This is a genomic window from Virgibacillus sp. W0430 (assembly GCF_051846935.1).
In the GTDB taxonomy this organism is placed as follows: Bacteria; Bacillota; Bacilli; order Bacillales; family Amphibacillaceae; genus JBPYCR01.
The window spans coordinates 1-17,499 of the sequence record NZ_JBPYCS010000040.1; the positions used below are offsets into that span (position 1 = coordinate 1).

10 protein-coding genes, 2 tRNA genes and 1 rRNA gene are annotated in these 17,499 nt (G+C 36.1%); 9 read left to right on the top strand and 4 right to left on the bottom strand.

Annotated elements, in window-relative coordinates; all coding sequences use genetic code 11:
* Positions 1 to 148: 148 nt before the first annotated feature.
* From rrf to ACLIBH_RS13465, 3 genes are all read left to right on the top strand, one after another.
* Positions 149 to 264 (top strand): 5S ribosomal RNA (rrf, locus tag ACLIBH_RS13455).
* A gap of 134 nt (positions 265 to 398) precedes the next feature.
* Positions 399 to 473, top strand: a tRNA-Asn gene (locus tag ACLIBH_RS13460).
* Positions 474 to 486: 13 nt separating this feature from the next.
* Positions 487 to 559, top strand: a tRNA-Thr gene (locus ACLIBH_RS13465).
* Positions 560 to 962: 403 nt separating this feature from the next.
* On the opposite strand, the gene ACLIBH_RS13470 is transcribed toward ACLIBH_RS13465, so the two are convergent.
* Positions 963 to 1,286, bottom strand: coding sequence for a transposase (locus ACLIBH_RS13470; RefSeq protein ID WP_439317230.1), 324 nt, complete (start codon positions 1,284 to 1,286; stop codon positions 963 to 965).
* A gap of 383 nt (positions 1,287 to 1,669) precedes the next feature.
* On the opposite strand from ACLIBH_RS13470, the gene ACLIBH_RS13475 reads away from it, so the two are divergent.
* The 4 genes from ACLIBH_RS13475 to ACLIBH_RS13490 all read left to right on the top strand — a co-directional run bounded on the left by ACLIBH_RS13475 (position 1,670) and on the right by ACLIBH_RS13490 (position 9,015).
* Positions 1,670 to 1,831, top strand: a complete 162-nt coding sequence (locus ACLIBH_RS13475) for a hypothetical protein (protein WP_439317231.1) — start codon at positions 1,670 to 1,672, stop codon at positions 1,829 to 1,831.
* A 390-nt stretch (positions 1,832 to 2,221) separates the two neighbouring features.
* Complete coding sequence (locus tag ACLIBH_RS13480) at positions 2,222 to 4,579, top strand: MucBP domain-containing protein (protein ID WP_439317232.1); 2,358 nt, start codon at positions 2,222 to 2,224, stop codon at positions 4,577 to 4,579.
* A gap of 474 nt (positions 4,580 to 5,053) precedes the next feature.
* Positions 5,054 to 8,305: an ATP-binding protein gene (locus ACLIBH_RS13485; RefSeq protein WP_439317233.1), complete on the top strand. Its 3,252-nt coding sequence runs from the start codon at positions 5,054 to 5,056 to the stop codon at positions 8,303 to 8,305.
* Positions 8,306 to 8,322: 17 nt separating this feature from the next.
* Positions 8,323 to 9,015, top strand: a complete 693-nt coding sequence (locus tag ACLIBH_RS13490; protein ID WP_439317234.1) for a response regulator transcription factor — start codon at positions 8,323 to 8,325, stop codon at positions 9,013 to 9,015.
* A gap of 65 nt (positions 9,016 to 9,080) precedes the next feature.
* Here the strand turns inward: ACLIBH_RS13490 and ACLIBH_RS13495 are convergent, their stop codons facing one another.
* A complete protein-coding gene (locus ACLIBH_RS13495; protein ID WP_439317235.1) occupies positions 9,081 to 11,048 on the bottom strand; it encodes a leucine-rich repeat domain-containing protein in 1,968 nt (655 codons plus the stop codon).
* Between the two features lie 493 nt (positions 11,049 to 11,541).
* Between ACLIBH_RS13495 and ACLIBH_RS13500 the strand changes: the two genes are divergently transcribed.
* Complete coding sequence (locus ACLIBH_RS13500) at positions 11,542 to 12,480, top strand: DUF6612 family protein (protein ID WP_439317236.1); 939 nt, start codon at positions 11,542 to 11,544, stop codon at positions 12,478 to 12,480.
* Between the two features lie 42 nt (positions 12,481 to 12,522).
* Entirely contained in the window at positions 12,523 to 12,954 is a 432-nt protein-coding gene (locus ACLIBH_RS13505; protein WP_439317237.1) for a DUF4870 domain-containing protein, read from the top strand.
* Between the two features lie 206 nt (positions 12,955 to 13,160).
* On the opposite strand, the gene ACLIBH_RS13510 is transcribed toward ACLIBH_RS13505, so the two are convergent.
* Positions 13,161 to 14,081: an abortive infection family protein gene (locus ACLIBH_RS13510; RefSeq protein ID WP_439317238.1), complete on the bottom strand. Its 921-nt coding sequence runs from the start codon at positions 14,079 to 14,081 to the stop codon at positions 13,161 to 13,163.
* A gap of 101 nt (positions 14,082 to 14,182) precedes the next feature.
* Positions 14,183 to 17,499, bottom strand: a 3,317-nt coding sequence (locus ACLIBH_RS13515; protein ID WP_439317239.1) for an Eco57I restriction-modification methylase domain-containing protein, incomplete at its 5' end; no start/stop codon positions are given.

Consider the following 17,499-nt stretch of genomic DNA (forward strand, 5'->3'; position numbering starts at 1 on the left):
ACTAACTATTTTTGGCTGATGATGCCCATTGATGAAACAATTCTTATTTAGTTTTCAAGGTATGAATAAAAACCCTTGACTTTTTCTCAGAAACACTTATAATAGAAAATGTCGCTAAAAAAGTACGCGATTAACAAATGAACAACGGTCTGGTAGTTATAGCGGAGAGGTCACACCTGTTCCCATACCGAACACAGCAGTTAAGCTCTCCAGCGCCGATGGTAGTTGAGGCTTTGCCTCTGCAAGAGTAGGACGCCGCCAGGCCATACATAATTTTGAATATAGCATCACCTGTATTATCTTAGTCATTTTCCTTCGTGTAACATGTAGGTTGACTGAGTTTTTTTAAATATTTAAAAGTATATTTGCACTTAACCGATGTTATTTCATATAATTATTCCACAGTAGCTCAGTGGTAGAGCAATCGGCTGTTAACCGATCGGTCGTAGGTTCGAATCCTACCTGTGGAGCCATCATTACATTAATGCTTCCATAGCTCAGCAGGTAGAGCACTTCCATGGTAAGGAAGGGGTCGCAGGTTCAAATCCTGTTGGAAGCTCTTGATAAAGGTTCATTTGGCGCTATTCTTACTAAGAATAGCGCCTTATTTGGTTACAGCCCTCTTGGGTGGGTAAATTACTGGCTCTTTGTCGAATAAACGTTGGTAAACTTTTTTAAGTCGATTTAATTAATCATTTATTATAAAATGGGTAGAACAAAAAGTTGCGCTCCAACCCGTTGACTTCCACTACAGACGATTGCTGTCCGTGGGGACGGCCTCAATTTCTGTCCCTCTCCTGTCGGCTCGCGACAGGGAATTTCGGACACGTCTTGTTCCTACTGGAGTCAATCGTCTTTCGATTCAGTCAACTAAATGTCAGGATAGTTCTATGAATAATGCACTCACTACAGTTGCTTACGCAGTTTTAGGGAGTGTTTTCTTATTTATAATTGGTTTTAGTTTAAAATGAAGATAGGATTCGGTTCTTATAGTTGATAAAATTTCTGTAACCATACGCAACGCGATTTAAAACCTTGATTTTATTGCTGATTCCTTCAATCCTGCCGTTATTATAGAGATATACAAAACTATTTTTTATAAAAGAAAGATGATTTTTGAACATTTTGATACCTGTACTCATATTTGTTGAGATGAGCGTATCTTGTTGCCTCAGCACCACTTGTGACAGGGCTTGAAAATGGCGATTCGTTAAGGTGTTTAAGAGCAACTGATAAAGGTCATAATTCGCTTTTAATACTTTGTCATAAGCTAATATTTCCTCCACGCTTTCACTTTGAGACGTTGTCCGAACTAGGGATAGTGCTTATATTTCGTATGTAATAGGTTTGCTTTATTCTTCAAAAGAAGCTTCCAGTATTGTTTCAGACGGCAGTATTTTTTCATATATTCGTTATTGGAAGTTTTGAAACAACCTATGATACGCATCCTGCATTCATATCTATGGTAATTAGCGAAGAAATGACTCTTTATTGGTCCGACCATTTCTTCCCTCGAGAATAACTAAATTGTCACCTGCTTCAGCGTCAATATATTCAAATGTCATCTTACCTTTGGCATACTTAAATTCATCCAATGAAAAATGCTGCGGAATCGTTTGATTATGAACTTGATCAGTTTCGATATCATTCGTTATAAAACGGAGAACGGATGAAGAGGATACGGAACAGTCGCAAGCAATCGATGAAAATGAATGGGCTATACAATGGCGACTATGATGTCATGGACAGTGATGGTGAAACAACTACAAAGATAATAGGCGTTGCAGAGAAAGAAAAAATAGCATGGCAAAACAGGTTGTATATATTCTAGAAATTAAAATTGACGACTAACGATCAATTACATTGATCTTGGCCCACATGGGTGTTAAATGTTAATTACTCATTAAGTCAACAATAAGATTGCTTGTTTTTATTTTCATAGAGAAAGAAAGCTTAGCAATACTTTAATCAAAAAAAACAGGGTACCTCTTAGGTATTCTTTTTTTTATTTTAGTTTGTTAAATTATGGTTCTATACTGAATGTGGAGATCTGCTTTACTGTATTGCTATTTTATAAAGCGTCGATACAATCATTGTTAAACCAAGAGATTCTATGAAACTAGAATAGTATCAGAAATTAATAGAAGGAGTTAACCTTCACTTAACCTTCAAGTGTTATAGTCTGTTTAAGTTGTCAAATAAAGGGGAGAAAAGAAAAAATATGAAAATATTCGCGAAACATTACCGAAAACGGTTACAGAAGAACCTATTGATTTCTTTATGCTTCATTCTTACGATAGGTACGATGGGTTCTATTTTAAATGGTGGAGCGATACAAGCTGCAAGTGGAGACATAATTTATGTAAACGAGACAGCTACAGGTAGTAACGATGGAAGTTCATGGAATAATGCGTTTACAAACTTACAGGATGGATTAGATGCAGCGAGCGCTGGTGATGAAATATGGATTTCTGAGGGAACGTATTATCCTTCTAAGGACATTGGTGGTAACAATAACCCTAGTGACCCAAGGATGAAAACCTTCCAAATGAAAAATGGGGTAGAAATATATGGGGGGTTTCCTAATAGTGGTAATCCGGTAAAAGCTGATCGCAATACGAATACTTATGAAACGATTCTTAGTGGTGATTTGGATCAAGACGGATCTCTTAGTAATCTAGATGCCTATCATGTTATATTAAATCCGACTTTAGATAACACAGCAGTATTGAACGGTGTGACGATTCAAGGTGGAAATGCAAGCGCCACCAGCGGTAGAGAAAGCAGTGGCGGTGGAATGTACAATATTTTTAGTAGTCCAACGTTGGAAAATGTTACTATTCGAAATAATTATGCAACAAATTATGGAGGTGGGATGTTCAATAGTGGCCCTGCAGGTACACTATCTTCCAGTAGTCCCAATTTAAATTATGTAACCATTCAAGATAATGAGGCTGGTCAGGATGGTGGCGGGGTTTATAATGCATCTGAGAATAGTTTAGTTGTAACAAATAGTACGATTAATAATAACACGGCATCTAATTATGGTGGAGGAATTTTTGAAAAATCAGGAACTTCAACATATACAGATGGAACCATTTCGGGAAATACAGCTGATTGGGGTGGCGGAGTTTATTTTTCACAAAGCACTCCTACATTGAACAATATTCAGTTGGAGAACAATGATGCAGCAAAAGATGGTGGCGGAATTAGACTAGCTTCTAGTAAAGCAACGCTAATTGATGTGTTCATTTCGGGAAATACAGCAGGTCAACACGGTGGCGGTATATATACGTATAAAGAGGACTCCACTTTAACGAATGTAGAGATTACGAATAATACGGCTACAAACTATGGTGGGGGGATTTACATATACACGGCTGCCCCTATTATTTCAAATGGAAAAATTACAGGGAATAAGTCTAGTTCTGGTGGTGGAATATACAACAAGGAGGGTAATCCCAGCATTATCAATGGAACGATAAGTGGTAACGTTGCTGGGTCTGGTGGCGGCTTTTCGATACAGTCCGCAAATATGACAGTAATAAATAGCATTATTTGGGGTAATGAAGTTACTGGCACTGGAAATGCAAATATAAACTTATTGGGAATAAACCCATCTCCAAGTCTGACCTTTAAAAGCAGTCTGATTGAAGGGTCAGGAGGAAGCGGTAATTGGGATTCTAGTTACGGTACAGATGGTGGAGACAACCTGGCGTCGGATCCCGAATTCGTAGCCCCTGAATCCGCTTCAAATGCACCTACTGCTAGCGGTGACTATCAACTCCAATCCAGTTCACCAGCAATTAATGCGGCAGACAATGGTTCAGTTCAAGCTGGTGTCTTAACGGATTTAAATGGAAACACTCGTATTATCGGTAGTTCAGTAGATATGGGTGTTTATGAAGCAAATGCAGTAGCAGGGGGAGACGTAACAGCAATTTATGTGGATGAGGATGGAAACGAAATAGCTCCTCCAGAAGTTGTTTCCGGAAACGTTGGTGAATCGTATAATACCAATGGAAAAAGCATTCCAGGCTATACATTAACAGCAACTCCGTCAAATGCAGCTGGCACTTTTACGAGTGAAGCGCAAGAAGTTAAATATGTGTATACGAAAGATGCAGTAGCGGGGGAAAATGTAGTAGTTATGTATGTGGATGAGGAAGGAAACGAGATAGCTTCTCCAGAATTCCATACGGGGAACGTTGGCGATAGTTACATGACGCAGACAAAAGAAATTGATGGGTACACCTTAAAGGAAACACCAACAAATGCGTCAGGAACATTTGGGTCAACAAGGATAACTGTCACATATGTATATAAGATTGATCAAGAACCGAACGAAATAAGTGATACCGATGTGGAGGAACCAACCAATCAACCAAACAAAGATTCCACAAATAACGAAACAGACGAGGAAGAGGACTCTGTTGTTACGATAAAAGAAGCCGATAAAGAAAATGCATTACCGAAAACATCAACGAGTATATACAATTGGTTATTTGCCGGTGCTATTTTACTTATCAGCGGATTGATATTTATTATGATCTATCGTCGTAGATCCCAAGCATCATAAAATTAGATCAATACATCAAAAATACAAAGTAGGTAAAGGAAATCCTGTCACATAAGTGAGTGACGGGATTTCCATTTTCTAATTTTCATAAAAAGCTATACTCAATCAACGTAATTTGACTCAACACTGTGACGAATTAAAGAGTAGAAGGATAACAATATAATGTGCATGACGTACGCTGCTTATCCTCAGTACTTAAATGTTGATGTTATTGCAACAGCTCGTTGTCTTATTTAGTTGATAAAACGGATCCCATGACAACTGAAAACACTGTATAATAATATTTTTCGACAATAAATATAAGGTACGAAACTCTACGATAGGTGCTGTGATAGCATAATATCCTCTTATTATTTTTAAAATTTTATAAATAATAAGTTTACTATGGTATAATCAAAACTACATTTGACTACTTGGAATTGTGTGGGAAAGTCTATGGAAAGTGGAACCCATAGAGCAAAAGGGGAGGTATACATGGTATTCAAACAAATGAAAGTGATCTTGATACTTGTATCGATCTCTCTTCTTTTTATGGGGGATGTAATTGATGCAAAAGATAATAACGAGAGAAATAAAGTAGTTTTGAAAAATGATACAGCTAAAATTCTATTGGATGACTCGATTGAAATCTTGAAAGATAAATATGGACGGTATGCAATTGAAGATATTGTATCAAACCGTCTGGAAGAACAGTTTATTCCGTACAAAGGAATTGGTAGACCGAATTTCGGATATACACAAGATGCATATTGGGTTCGTTTTCACATCAATAACCAATCTTCTCTAGAGGATTGGTTGCTTGAAATTGAAACACCGAAAATTAACCGCATCCAATTATATGTACCAGAGCAAGATGGTTCTTTTACAACTTTATCTATGGGGAACAAATATCCATTTACGGATAAGGAGATTTTTCATCGTAATTTTATTATGGATCTCCCGATAAAGGCAGAGGAAGAACAAACATATTATATGCAATTAACGACTGGGGGATCAATGCAGATACCTTTAACGGTCTGGAATTCAAGAGCTTTTGGTGCAAAGTCACAGACAGGATACATGCTTTTTGGAATTTTAATAGGAATTTCAGTTGTGATGGCCTTTTATAATCTTTTTCTTTATTTTTCGATTCGTGACCGCAGTTACCTTTACTATGTGTTATTTGTTGTTTTAAACGGATTTCTCTACTTGTCTGATACAGGCTTAGCGTTTCAATTTTTATGGCCAGAGCTTGTTAGATGGAATATACAAGCAGTCGTTACCTTTATGTGTTTAGCTAACATCTCAGCTTTGTTGTTTACGAGAAGCTTTTTACGGACGAGCGAATTCGTTCCGAGGTTGGATCGGTTATTTAAAATATTTATAATTGTAAATGCATTAACCGCAATTTGGAGTTTTTTCTCCTTTACATACGCAATGTACGCCGCTATAATTTGTGTCGCAGTTACGATAGGTCTTGTTATTTCAACATTGGTAATCAGTTTACGAAGAAAATATCGACCAGCTCGTTTCTTTGCACTTGCATGGGGCACATTTTTGTTTGGGGTTTTCGTTTCAATAATGGTCGATGCTGGGTTATTGCCACTTATTCCTTTTACAAAGTATGCTTGGCATGTAACGACAACATTAGAGGTTGTTTTGCTTTCGCTCGCTTTGGGTGATCGTTACAAGGTAATGCGCATGGAAAAGGAGAAGGCGAAAAAGGATGCGATTGAAAGCCAAAAGCTTGCATTAAAAAGTCTGAAAAAGGCGGATAAGCTGAAGGATGAGTTTCTAACAGTAACTTCTCATGAACTGCGTACCCCGTTAAACGGTATCATTGGGATTGCAGAAACATTACGGGGTGGGGCTGCTGGAAAAATAACAAAAGAGCTTGATCGTCATTTGTGGATGATTAGTATAAGTGGGAGAAGATTGGCGAACTTAGTCGATGATATTATTGACTTTTCTAAGTTAAAAAACGATGATCTAGTTATTCGTCCAAAGCCCGTTCACTTGTTTGCTTTGACAGATGTTGTATTAACAATTTGTCAACCGCTAACAAAGGATAAGCCGATCATATTGAAAAACAAAATTGATTCATCAACACCGTTAGTCATGGCGGATGAAAGCCGTCTCCAGCAAATTTTGTATAACCTGATTGGTAATGCAATTAAGTATACGGATCAAGGGGAAGTAATTGTTTCGGCTGAAAAACAAGATAATCGGTTGGAGATAATCATTTCAGATACAGGCAAAGGGATCGCGCCACAACAAATAGATGCTATATTTGAACCATTTCGTCAAGGAGACTCAAGCATATCCCGGGAAGTCGGTGGCTCTGGAATTGGTCTGAGCATTACAAAGCGTTTAGTTGAATTACACCAAAGCGATATTTTGGTGGAGTCGACAATAGGGAAAGGATCGAAATTTAGCTTTACATTACCGCTTAGTGAAGACCAAAGTACGGCAATGTTAGAAGCTGCTTCAACAATAACTCCTAGAAACGTTGCAGAAAAGGAACTAAGCACCGTCCCAATGGTGGGGCCTTCACCAAAAAAAGCGAAAACAACTATTCTGATTGCCGATGATGAGTTTGTAAATTTGCAAGTGTTGAAAAACCAACTTACCTTAGAAGGCTATGAAGTAATCGCCGCTTCAAATGGTGAGGATGTTATGAAAGAAGTACAGAAACGAACGATTCATTTGCTTATATTGGATATTATGATGCCGAAATTGTCTGGATATGAAGTGTGTCGTAGGTTACGTGCACATAATTCATTGGTTGAACTACCAATTTTAATGCTTACTGCTAAAAACCAGATGAACGATCGTATTACGGCTTTCCAAGTAGGAGCAAATGATTATTTGACTAAGCCTTGCGATAAAGAGGAATTATTGGCACGTGTTAAAACATTATTAAAGCTTAGTCGACTGCATCTTGAACTATTGGAGTTAAACCAGCTTCTAGAAGAGAAAGTGGATGCTCGCACAGAGGAATTGAAGAATGTGAATCAGGAGTTATTAAATATGGCTGATTCCCGTCGATTGTTATTAGCAAATATTGCACACGAGTTAGGTACGCCTGTCACCGTCATTCAAGGATACATTCAGGCCGTTAAGGACGGCTTGATTGAAGATCATGATCCTCGTTATTTAAATATGGTGGATCATAAGCTGCAAATATTAAATCGGTTAATTACCGATTTGTCGGATTTGTCAAAGTGGGAAGCAGGTACGATGCGTTTACACAAGAAAAAAGTTAATTTAAACGAGTGGCTGAATCAAGTGCGCGCTATGCATGAATGGGATATAAAACAGGAAGAGCGCAAATTTTATTTTGTTAACCACCAGAACGTAGAAATACTAAAAGCATACGAATGTCATATCGATGTAGATCGAATGGATCAAGTGTTTTCCAATCTTATTTGGAACGCGATCAAACATACTGAGCTGAATACCGGCAACGTAACAATAACAGTTAAGTTAACTGAAAAGATGAATGAAGTGCTTATTCAGCTTCAAGATAATGGACATGGAATTGATGAAAAGAAATTGCCCTTTATCTTTGAGCGATTTTACAAAGCGACAAATCTATCTACCCGAGATGATTCAGGAGGAACAGGGTTAGGATTAGCGATTGTAAAAGAAATTATAGAAGCTCATGAGGGAAGGATCTGGGTGGAAAGTCAGGTAGGTGTAGGAAGTACATTTTCTATCGTTATACCAATTTCCCCTGTCGAATGAAAGGAGCTGGTTCGAAGGTGAAAAATAAAACGATTTTGGTCGTTGACGATGAAGAAGGAATACGTGTACTTATCCAGCTGTATTTGGAAAAAAGAGGATATAATGTACTGACAGCTGCAAACGGGAAAGATGCTTTACATGTAGTAGGCGTGGAAAATCCAGATCTTATTTTACTGGATATTGAAATGCCAAAAATGGACGGATTTGAAGTCTGTCAAGAAATTAGAAAAAAGAAAACCGTTCCTATTTTGTTTTTAAGTGCGCGCAGGGATGTAATGGATAAAATAAAGTGTTTCGAATTAGGTGGGGATGATTACATTATTAAGCCGTTCGATTATGGGGAACTGGAAGCGAGAATTCAAGCAAATCTTCGGCGTTATCATCAGGAAGACCAAGTGGAGTCAGATATGCTTATTTATGGAGACTTAAAAATTCATCTCGATCGTTACATTTGTTACCTTAACGATCAGCTAATTTCGTTATCAGCGAAAGAGGTGCAATTATTAATTTTGCTCGCGAAGCATCCAAATCAGGTTTGGAGTGCCGAGCAGTTATATGATCACGTATGGGGGTTTGATTCTGCTGGTGAAATTCAAACAATAAAGGTTCATATTAGCCAGCTGCGCAGAAAAATAGAAAAGGATCCGTCCAATCCGAAGTTCATCCAAACCGTTCGTGGGTTAGGATATGTCTTTTCAGATGATGACTAATTAATATAGAAAGGAAAAACGTCCCAGCTATATCGGGACGTTTTAAGATTCACCATTTGTTTTCTTTAGGAATTGCTTTGGGAGCGCCGATAGATGCGAAGCGTAATGAACCCAGCAATAAATAAAAGAAATCCTGCTAACATCCAGCTATATATGGATGTCGATGTAATTGGTAGTAAATCGCCCTCTTTAGTTGTGTCTTTTGAATCCGTAGATGGCGTCGCATTGTCGTTATCTGTCCCATCAGTAGTGGTTGAACTTGTTTCACTGTCATTGTCGTCATTTCCATTATTGTTTTTACCATCTGAGTCATCGTCTTCCGTTCCGTCTTGGTTATTTGTATTCTCACCAGTTCCATTATCTTCGTCGTTTCCATTTGTTGAATTGTTAACTTCTGCAAAGACACCGTATATGGAAAAGTGGCTTGGATTAATTGTAATCGTCCCAGCATTTTCATCGACTGTTCCGTTTTGGGGAATCCACTTTTGCTTTGTTGCATCGAAATAATAAATATCCACTTCATTAGCGGCGTATGTTGTTTTGTCATAAGGCATAATTAATGTGTAAGGTTCGGATGGATGTTGTTCTAGATATAAAAGAGAAAAATCAATAATCTCTCCCGCTTGCTTCAGTGATCCTGCTTTATTGGCTTCAGGACTGTTTTGTTTGTCCTTTGCATGAATGAGAGTCCACCTTGGCAAATCCGATGGCATATGGATTATCACGTTTGTTTGATCAATTTTTCCCTCTTGTGATCCGAATACGTACGTATCTATATCAAACGGTATTGTTATGGTTTTTGGCGCTTTTACAGTAACGGTAATTGTTTTTGTAACGGATTGATTGTCGCTGTCCGTCGCTTCATACGTTACATCATATTGCCCGGTCATCCTCGTGTCCACATCATTCTTTTTAATCGTAATAGAATTTGTTACATCGCCATCTTCCGGATCTGTTGCAGTTGCATGATCCAATGGCTTGAAGTCTTCCCCAACATAAATTGTTAAATCAGTTGCATGAATTGTTGGTTCCTCACTTGTGTTCCATCTAATTGGTTGTACAACGGTACCCGAAAAAGCGTCATTATTGTTTGGGTCAACGTCAAACGTATATGTTCTACTTGTTTCTGATCCCGTAAGTCCCGTCCATGATATGTGAGGGGAGTTGTAAACTCCGGTATTGCTCAGTACGATATCATCGATAATATTTCCATCTTGATTTGTCGTTTGATTCTCTATTTGCAGTGAGGTCTCAGTGAATAATAACTCTTTTTCTGGGAGTACAATAGTCTGATCCTTCGCAACAAATGTTGCCAGGCTGTTAATAACAGATGATATTGTTGATAGATTGTTAATTTGATTGTTTGATATGTTCAACAAGTTTAAGCTTGCCAGGTTTTTAATCGGTGTCAGGTCACTAATTTCATTGTTGTTTAAATACAGGTTGTTTAAGCTGCTAAAGTCTTCCAACACGGATAGATCACTAATACCTGTATGTGTTAGGTAGAGTGTTGTTGATAAATGCGTAAAGTTACGCAATTGAGCAAACTCCAGTTGACGGTTGTATGATAAACCCAATGTTCTTAGTTGATTTAGATTTTTAAGTGGATTTATATTTCTTATATCTTTATTATTACTTAAGTGTAAAGTAGTTAGTTGGTTTAAGGAGCTAAGCGGCGATACATTTGTAATTTGGTTATTATTCAAGCTAATATATTCTAAATTCGTCAAGTTCTCCAGCGGTGTAATATCGGAAATTTTATTTTGTCTGAGTTGTAATGTCGTTATATTTATGGCGTGTTGCAAACCTTCTAAATTGCTGATACTTTTTCCTACTGCTGTAAGGCTTGTAAGGCTTTGTAAATCGGCTTGTGTCGGTTCATATGAAGCAGGTTCGTTCAATTCATCATTAATTGCTTCTTTAAGTGCGTCATCTGGTATAAGGCTTCCGGCGGCATCTATTGTAGGGGTAGCGACAGTTAGTGTCGTAATTAAAGTTAATAGGGCGGTTATGAGAAAACTTCTTTTCATCATTAGTAATCAATCTCCTTTCTATTTATCTTTCTTCGATAAGTTTGTATGAAAGTCCAATGTATTAGTTATGCTTTCCCCTCCTCTTACGCATTTTGAAATAATTGTTATTATTTTTAATTAAAAACAATAGAGGTTAAGTGGAGGTTAAGAATGAATAGATTAGCAAAAAGATCCAATTTTTATTAAAACTTGCTTTCATTATATTTTATTGGGTTTTCGTTTAGCTTGTGGGAAATCAAGAAAGCTCTCCGACACGATCGAATGAAAGATGCTCGATTCCAGCAGGAGAGAAAAACATTGAAACGCCATCGCACGCCGTACTATGGCGCTCCCCACTCACCCGCGAAAAGTGAGTATATTCCATCCGGAAAAGGTAGAAGGTTTATTTTTTTTCATTATTTTGCGGGAAAATGCTTTTTAATATGGTACTTAACCTTCACTTAACCTTCAGATGGTATCTTTTTATTAGACGAAAAAAGGAGTGTCATATGAGATGATGCGAAAAGCTGTTATTATAATATTTTTAATGATACTTTCTATGCTTGTAGCATGTGGTCAAGAGGGCGTGTCTTCTAAAGAGCCAGAAAATATAGAGCAAGCTGCGAATGATGCAGAAGTGGAAAGGCAAGAAGAGCCGGAGGATGAGGTGACAGAAGAAGTAGATACGGAGTCAAGTGAGGAAGCATCTACTGGTAGTGCAAGCGGGGTAAAAGAGGTCATACAAAAGTCAGCCGATGCAATGAAGACTGTTAAAGGAATGAAGATAGACGGAAAATCGGAAACGGTTACGGATATAATGGGGGTTAAAGATCAGGAAACGACCGAGATGAGAGGGGAGATGACACTCGATCCATTTGCTCAGCATATGAAGATGGATAGTAAATCTGAACAAAGTGTAACTTCGGAAGTGGAAATGTATTGGACAAATGAAGCGGTATATATCTTTGACTACGAATCTAGTCAATGGTTGTCTATATCTGGAGATCAAGCAGGTGGAATGATGAATTTGGTGCCTGCAATTAATGAAACACAATATGAATATTTTGGTAACCATTATGAATTATTCGAATTAAAAGAAGAGGACGATCACTATGTCGTTTCATTATCAAGCTCGGGGGAACAATTTAAAGAAGTAATGTATAGTGCTCTAAAGGAAATTGCAGGGGAAAGTGCATATCAAAGCTTAACCAATATGATTTCAGAAATCAGTGGGAGCTATGAATTGAAGATTAACAAACAAACGTATTATGTCACATCGATCCTAATGGACACGGAACAAACGAACAGTTTTGGTGGGACGCAAGTTCACTCAAAGGATTATACGTATTATGAATACAGTGCCTTTAATGAAGTTGATGAGATAGTTGTTCCCGCAGAGGTTGTTGAAAAAGCCCAAGAACTGAATATGAATATGATGCCTCAAAGTGAATAATGACGTATCTAATAAAATTAAAAAATATAAGGTGGGATTCAGATGAGCAGTCAACATACAGAAGATAAAGATCAAAATGTGTTTAAAGAGAATGCGGTACAATCAACAAAAAGTGAGCAAAAGAACGAAGCAAGTGGAAAGGGTGCGTCCACAGGAATGGACAAAAACGTAGCTGGTATGTTGTGCTACTTAGTTGGATTCATCACAGGTATCATTTTCCTTGTTATCGAGAAAGAAGATCGATTTGTACGATATCACGCATTGCAGTCGATCATTACATTCGGCATCATTTTTATAGCAAGTATTGTTTTAACAGCTATTCCAATTATAGGATGGCTAATCGGTATATTAATTTCTCCGCTGTCCGTTATTATATGGATCATTTTAATGATAAAAGCATATCAAGGGAAGTGGTTCAAACTACCAATTGCGGGTAAAATGGCAGAAAAACAGCTTAATTCAATGGAAAAGTGATTATCGTCTGTTTCAATAATGATAATACTTGCGCTGGCCTTACCTAAAGCTCTCCATCGTTAAGTAGGTAGAGCGTTTCCATGGTAAGAAAAGGATTATGCATTCAAATCAGATGAAAAACGCCTATATAAGGATTGCTGACAGTGATGAAAATAGAATATGTGGAATGACAGGCTTTGAGCGGAAAAACATCACATGAAATATAGTCATGTGATGTTTTTGATTTTATTTTTGTTTTCAACGGCCAGTATAAAATCAGCTAATGTAATTGCCGAGTTAACAAACAATGTTGCGTGGTGTTCTTCTATTTTTATTCTGTTTGATCCAACGCCATGTGAATCACTATCTTTATTCCGCATTTCTGCAATTGAAGACACTATCTTTTCAAAACCTGATAACAGCATATTTATTCTTCTGTCAGCGCCCTTATCAGTATGCATATTATAAAGGTCCTTAACTTGTTTATATAATTGATTTATTTGACCTGAAGTCGTGGGAGTTTCCCCTTTTTGTTCAATCACATAACAAAATACTTCCTCTAATAAAGTACGAGACTTTGTGATTGCACTATCAAAATAACCATTTTTAATATCTTCTATAGATCGCTTCGATATACTATTAATATATTCTCTATCAATTTTAGAAACATGAGCAGTGTTTATTTCAATTCTTTTACCAATCGGCTTAACCACAAAGTTATTTCCAATCTTCACAAGCTCATTATCGCCGAAGAACAAAATCCCATTAATTTTATCAATAATTACTTCCACAATCTTTGAATATGCAAAATCAGTAGTTTCACTTGAATAACCAGATAACAAAGATTGAAATTGTCTTTTATCAAAAAGATGTACCAATAATTTTGAACAACTTCCTTCACCTATACAATGCTCTAATAACTTTTCCATGTACATCCATCTACTTAGACTTCCACCATTCCAAGAATAAGTCATCGGCAATCCAAAAAGTGTACATAAATCACATAAAACAGGACCGCTTAAATAAGGCATTGCAATCTTTATAGTTGGCTCTGATTCAATGGCTACATCATCATACACTGTATCGCCGATTAAGATATCGATAATATCTCTATTAGTTAATAGTTTATATAAGTTGTTTTGTTCCATTAATAAAAACTCCTTCATTAATAAGTCAAAACAGCAATAATGGATTATCCTTTGCTTTCCATTGAATTTCTTTAAGAGACTGAAGATTATTTATCGATAGATTAATCCATTTCTTTTATTTTATTTTCAATAAATTTTATTTCTTCTGTTGATAATTTATATTTCTTATAGAGTTGTTGATCTATGTCAGTGATAGGTTTATTCCAATCTATATCAGACTTATTTGTGAAGTTTTGTAAAGGAACAAATAGATATACATTTTGAGATATGTTTTGAGATACCTTTAAAATTCCAACCATAAATCTCAAAAATTTACTTGACATATATTTTTGTAAATTATTAGCTTCAATTTCGTTATTAAATGAACCTATTGGTATCAGCGAATCTGTACAGATTGATTGTGGTTTTCCTATATATGCCTTACCAATAATTGCAACTTTTCCATCATCACTTAAAACACCTGCTCCACCATTCGCTTTAGATGTGAAAATCTTCCATTTACTAACTAAGTCTGCATTCTTAGTTATATCATCCATTTTCATGTAACGAAATTGCTCATACGAACATCTTACTGTTATAGAATCCTTAAAATATTCATCACTAGTTAACTTATTTAAAACTGACGCCTTACCTATGACTCCAAATGCATTTCGACCATATGTAATTTCGGTCATAGAAATAAAGTCTTCGTGGTTTTTCACTTTGTGTAAAACACTAACAATTTGGTTCATGGATATAATAATGTCCAAACCATCCTCGAATAAAAGTCGATTAACTGTATTATAATTGTCCCTATAACATTCTGTAAATTCTACTTTCCCAGTGGTATTTGATTTATCATAAAGAAAGTAGTTGACGCCACCCGCAATTTCTACATTATTAAATAAAAGTTGGTTGTCAGGATAATTAAATATTTTAGACATATGATTTTTACTTTTTATAAACTCACGTAATCGAATAAAAGATCGATCTTGAGCATTGGCTGTAAACCAACGGGACGGAGTAATTAAGGATACATACTGCGTATCCAAAAGAATTGAATTTTGGATAAATATTGGAAATAGTTGTTTTGATAAAGATGTATTACCTTTATTACTACTAATGTTTTCTTGATACGGTGGATTCCCCACTACAGCATCAAACTTCATATTTCCCGCTCCTTTCTTCTTCCAGTAACTTTGTCTTGTTACTCTTTCAATGAATTGTTTAGATTTATGCCTCATTGTGTTATTCAAATCGTCAAAGTAAGTTGCATTTATTGGTACATTTTTAAAACCCACTAAAGTTCTTTTAGTAATTGATTTTGCCATTGGTGTATTACATATTATATAAATGTTTTCTTGTACTGTTTCTTTCCATAGTTGATTTTCTAATTGTTCAGTTAGACTAGATTCACCATACTCCTCACACTTTTGTTTAAATATACTATAAGTTAAATAAAGTGGGTATAATCCTGTCTTAGAATTAATTTCTAATATTTTTGTGTTTTTATTTTGTAATGTATCTTCGGTTACTTTTCCTTGGTATACATACCTTGGCTCTTCTAAGAGCTCTTGATAATTTTCATCATAAAAGTTATAACCACCTAAACAGTCACCCATATGCATATTTACAACTCGCCATGGTGTTAGAACTGTCTCTTTATCAGGGTTTTTGAAGTTTGAAAATAATTCTGCAATTTGTTTTACACGTTCAGTAGGCGGAAGTTCATCCGCTCCTTTTGCTATATCACGAATTTTTCTTCCAGCGACTACAAAAATCTCTGGGTCATAATACTTGCTGAAATCTTTAAAAAGCTCTTTGGTAACCTTATCTGGCATAAATTCTTCCCATGAGGAATCGTCTACAATTTCTACAAGTCTTTCCATTGTAATATCTTCGTTAATATCAATATCTGCACCATATATTAAGAGAGGTATCCTAATAGAAATACCACGAAGAATTGAACGTGCATCTCTAGCTTGTTTTCTTTTTTCGTTGGCTTCCTTTATTTTCGCTTCTTCTTCAGGAGTACGATCTTTTTTAGCTTTCTTTTTTAATCTCTCTAGTTCTTCGTATTCTTCTTCCGTAAATCCCTGTCTATTGACATCTATATCATTTGATTTATGTGATGATTTGGAACTGCCAATAATTCCCCTTAGTTTTTTAAAGTTTTCCAAATCGATATTATCTAATTTAAGAAGTTCATCATTATACAAATTAGGATCATCAAAACCATTTTTTACTGCTCTTTCGGCATAAGCACGTTTCAGTTGTTGAAGAAGTCTATTGGTATTGTATTCTTTCATGCTTGTACCTTCTACAGCTATTACAGGACAATAATTAAGAAATTCACCTAAAATCACTCTATCAGAACTATCTGTTTTACCTGCTTTTGTTGAAATTGCGACTGATTCTGCAACCATTTTTAAAGTCCTATCTGGAGCAAAATCAAACACATAAGCAGTAGTTTTTATTTTTCCATCTCTGTTACATGGTGATTGTACTCGGAATATAGTTTGTAGATAGTTAGCTGCAGACGTTGAAAAAGAACCTGCCAAATAAAATACAGCAGTCCATTCTGGTACTGTAACACCAGTAGTTAATTTACCACAGGAAAGTGTTATAGTGTAGCCATCATTCCCAGCGCTTTTAATAGCATTTTGAACTTTTGCTAATGCATCATCTGATTGTTCTTCTTCATCACCATCTCCAGCAACGTTTACAATATTGAAAGCACCATTCCCAAATATAGGATGTGTTTTCATAATTGCACTTAATGCTCTGGCTTCCTTAACTCCTGGAACCATCCATAATGAATGTCTAAACAAAGCTCTATATTCTTCTGTAGAATATGGGTATTGACTTTCACCATCTTTTTTAGTAATTAAATTTAAAAAGCTCCATACATCATTTTTATGGACAAATTCTCCTGCTTTTACCCCAGTTGGTAATGGTTTACGATCATTTTTCATATCTCCAGTCCATACTCTAAAAAATTCCCTAAAATTAAAGGCCTTATCCTCAAGCTCTTTATATTGTGGATTATTTATTAGTTCACCTAGATCGTAAGTGTAGATCTTCAATTCAGGCAATTCATCATACGGGTTAGAATCGCCTAAATTACTTTTATCCCAATCATATTTACTCCTTTGTTCCATAACATAGTCCCAAGTATAGATATTGTCATCATAATCCCCAATAATATTAAAGGGGGTTCCAGAAAGTGCTAAAAATTTTGTTTTATTCAATTCTTCTTTTACTGTTGCTTTTATGACATCATTTCCAAGTGGGGTTGTTGTTCCTTCGTGAGCCTCATCTACTATCACAAAATCCCAAACAGTATCGAAAACGATATCATTCTTCTCATATCTTCCACCAACTAGATTAGATTCCCTTAAATCTTGCATAGATGCAAAGTATACAAAGTTTTTACCTG

What these genes read in the sequence shown, in the direction of transcription:
- ACLIBH_RS13475 (WP_439317231.1), top strand. Translation starts at nt 1,670, where the DNA reads ATGAAGAGGATACGGAACAGTCGCAAGCAATCGATGAAAATGAATGGG.
- ACLIBH_RS13480 (WP_439317232.1), top strand. Translation starts at nt 2,222, where the DNA reads ATGAAAATATTCGCGAAACATTACCGAAAACGGTTACAGAAGAACCTA.
- ACLIBH_RS13485 (WP_439317233.1), top strand. Translation starts at nt 5,054, where the DNA reads ATGGTATTCAAACAAATGAAAGTGATCTTGATACTTGTATCGATCTCT.
- ACLIBH_RS13495 (WP_439317235.1), bottom strand. Translation starts at nt 11,048, where the DNA reads ATGATGAAAAGAAGTTTTCTCATAACCGCCCTATTAACTTTAATTACG.
- ACLIBH_RS13500 (WP_439317236.1), top strand. Translation starts at nt 11,542, where the DNA reads ATGATGCGAAAAGCTGTTATTATAATATTTTTAATGATACTTTCTATG.
- ACLIBH_RS13505 (WP_439317237.1), top strand. Translation starts at nt 12,523, where the DNA reads ATGAGCAGTCAACATACAGAAGATAAAGATCAAAATGTGTTTAAAGAG.
- ACLIBH_RS13510 (WP_439317238.1), bottom strand. Translation starts at nt 14,081, where the DNA reads ATGGAACAAAACAACTTATATAAACTATTAACTAATAGAGATATTATC.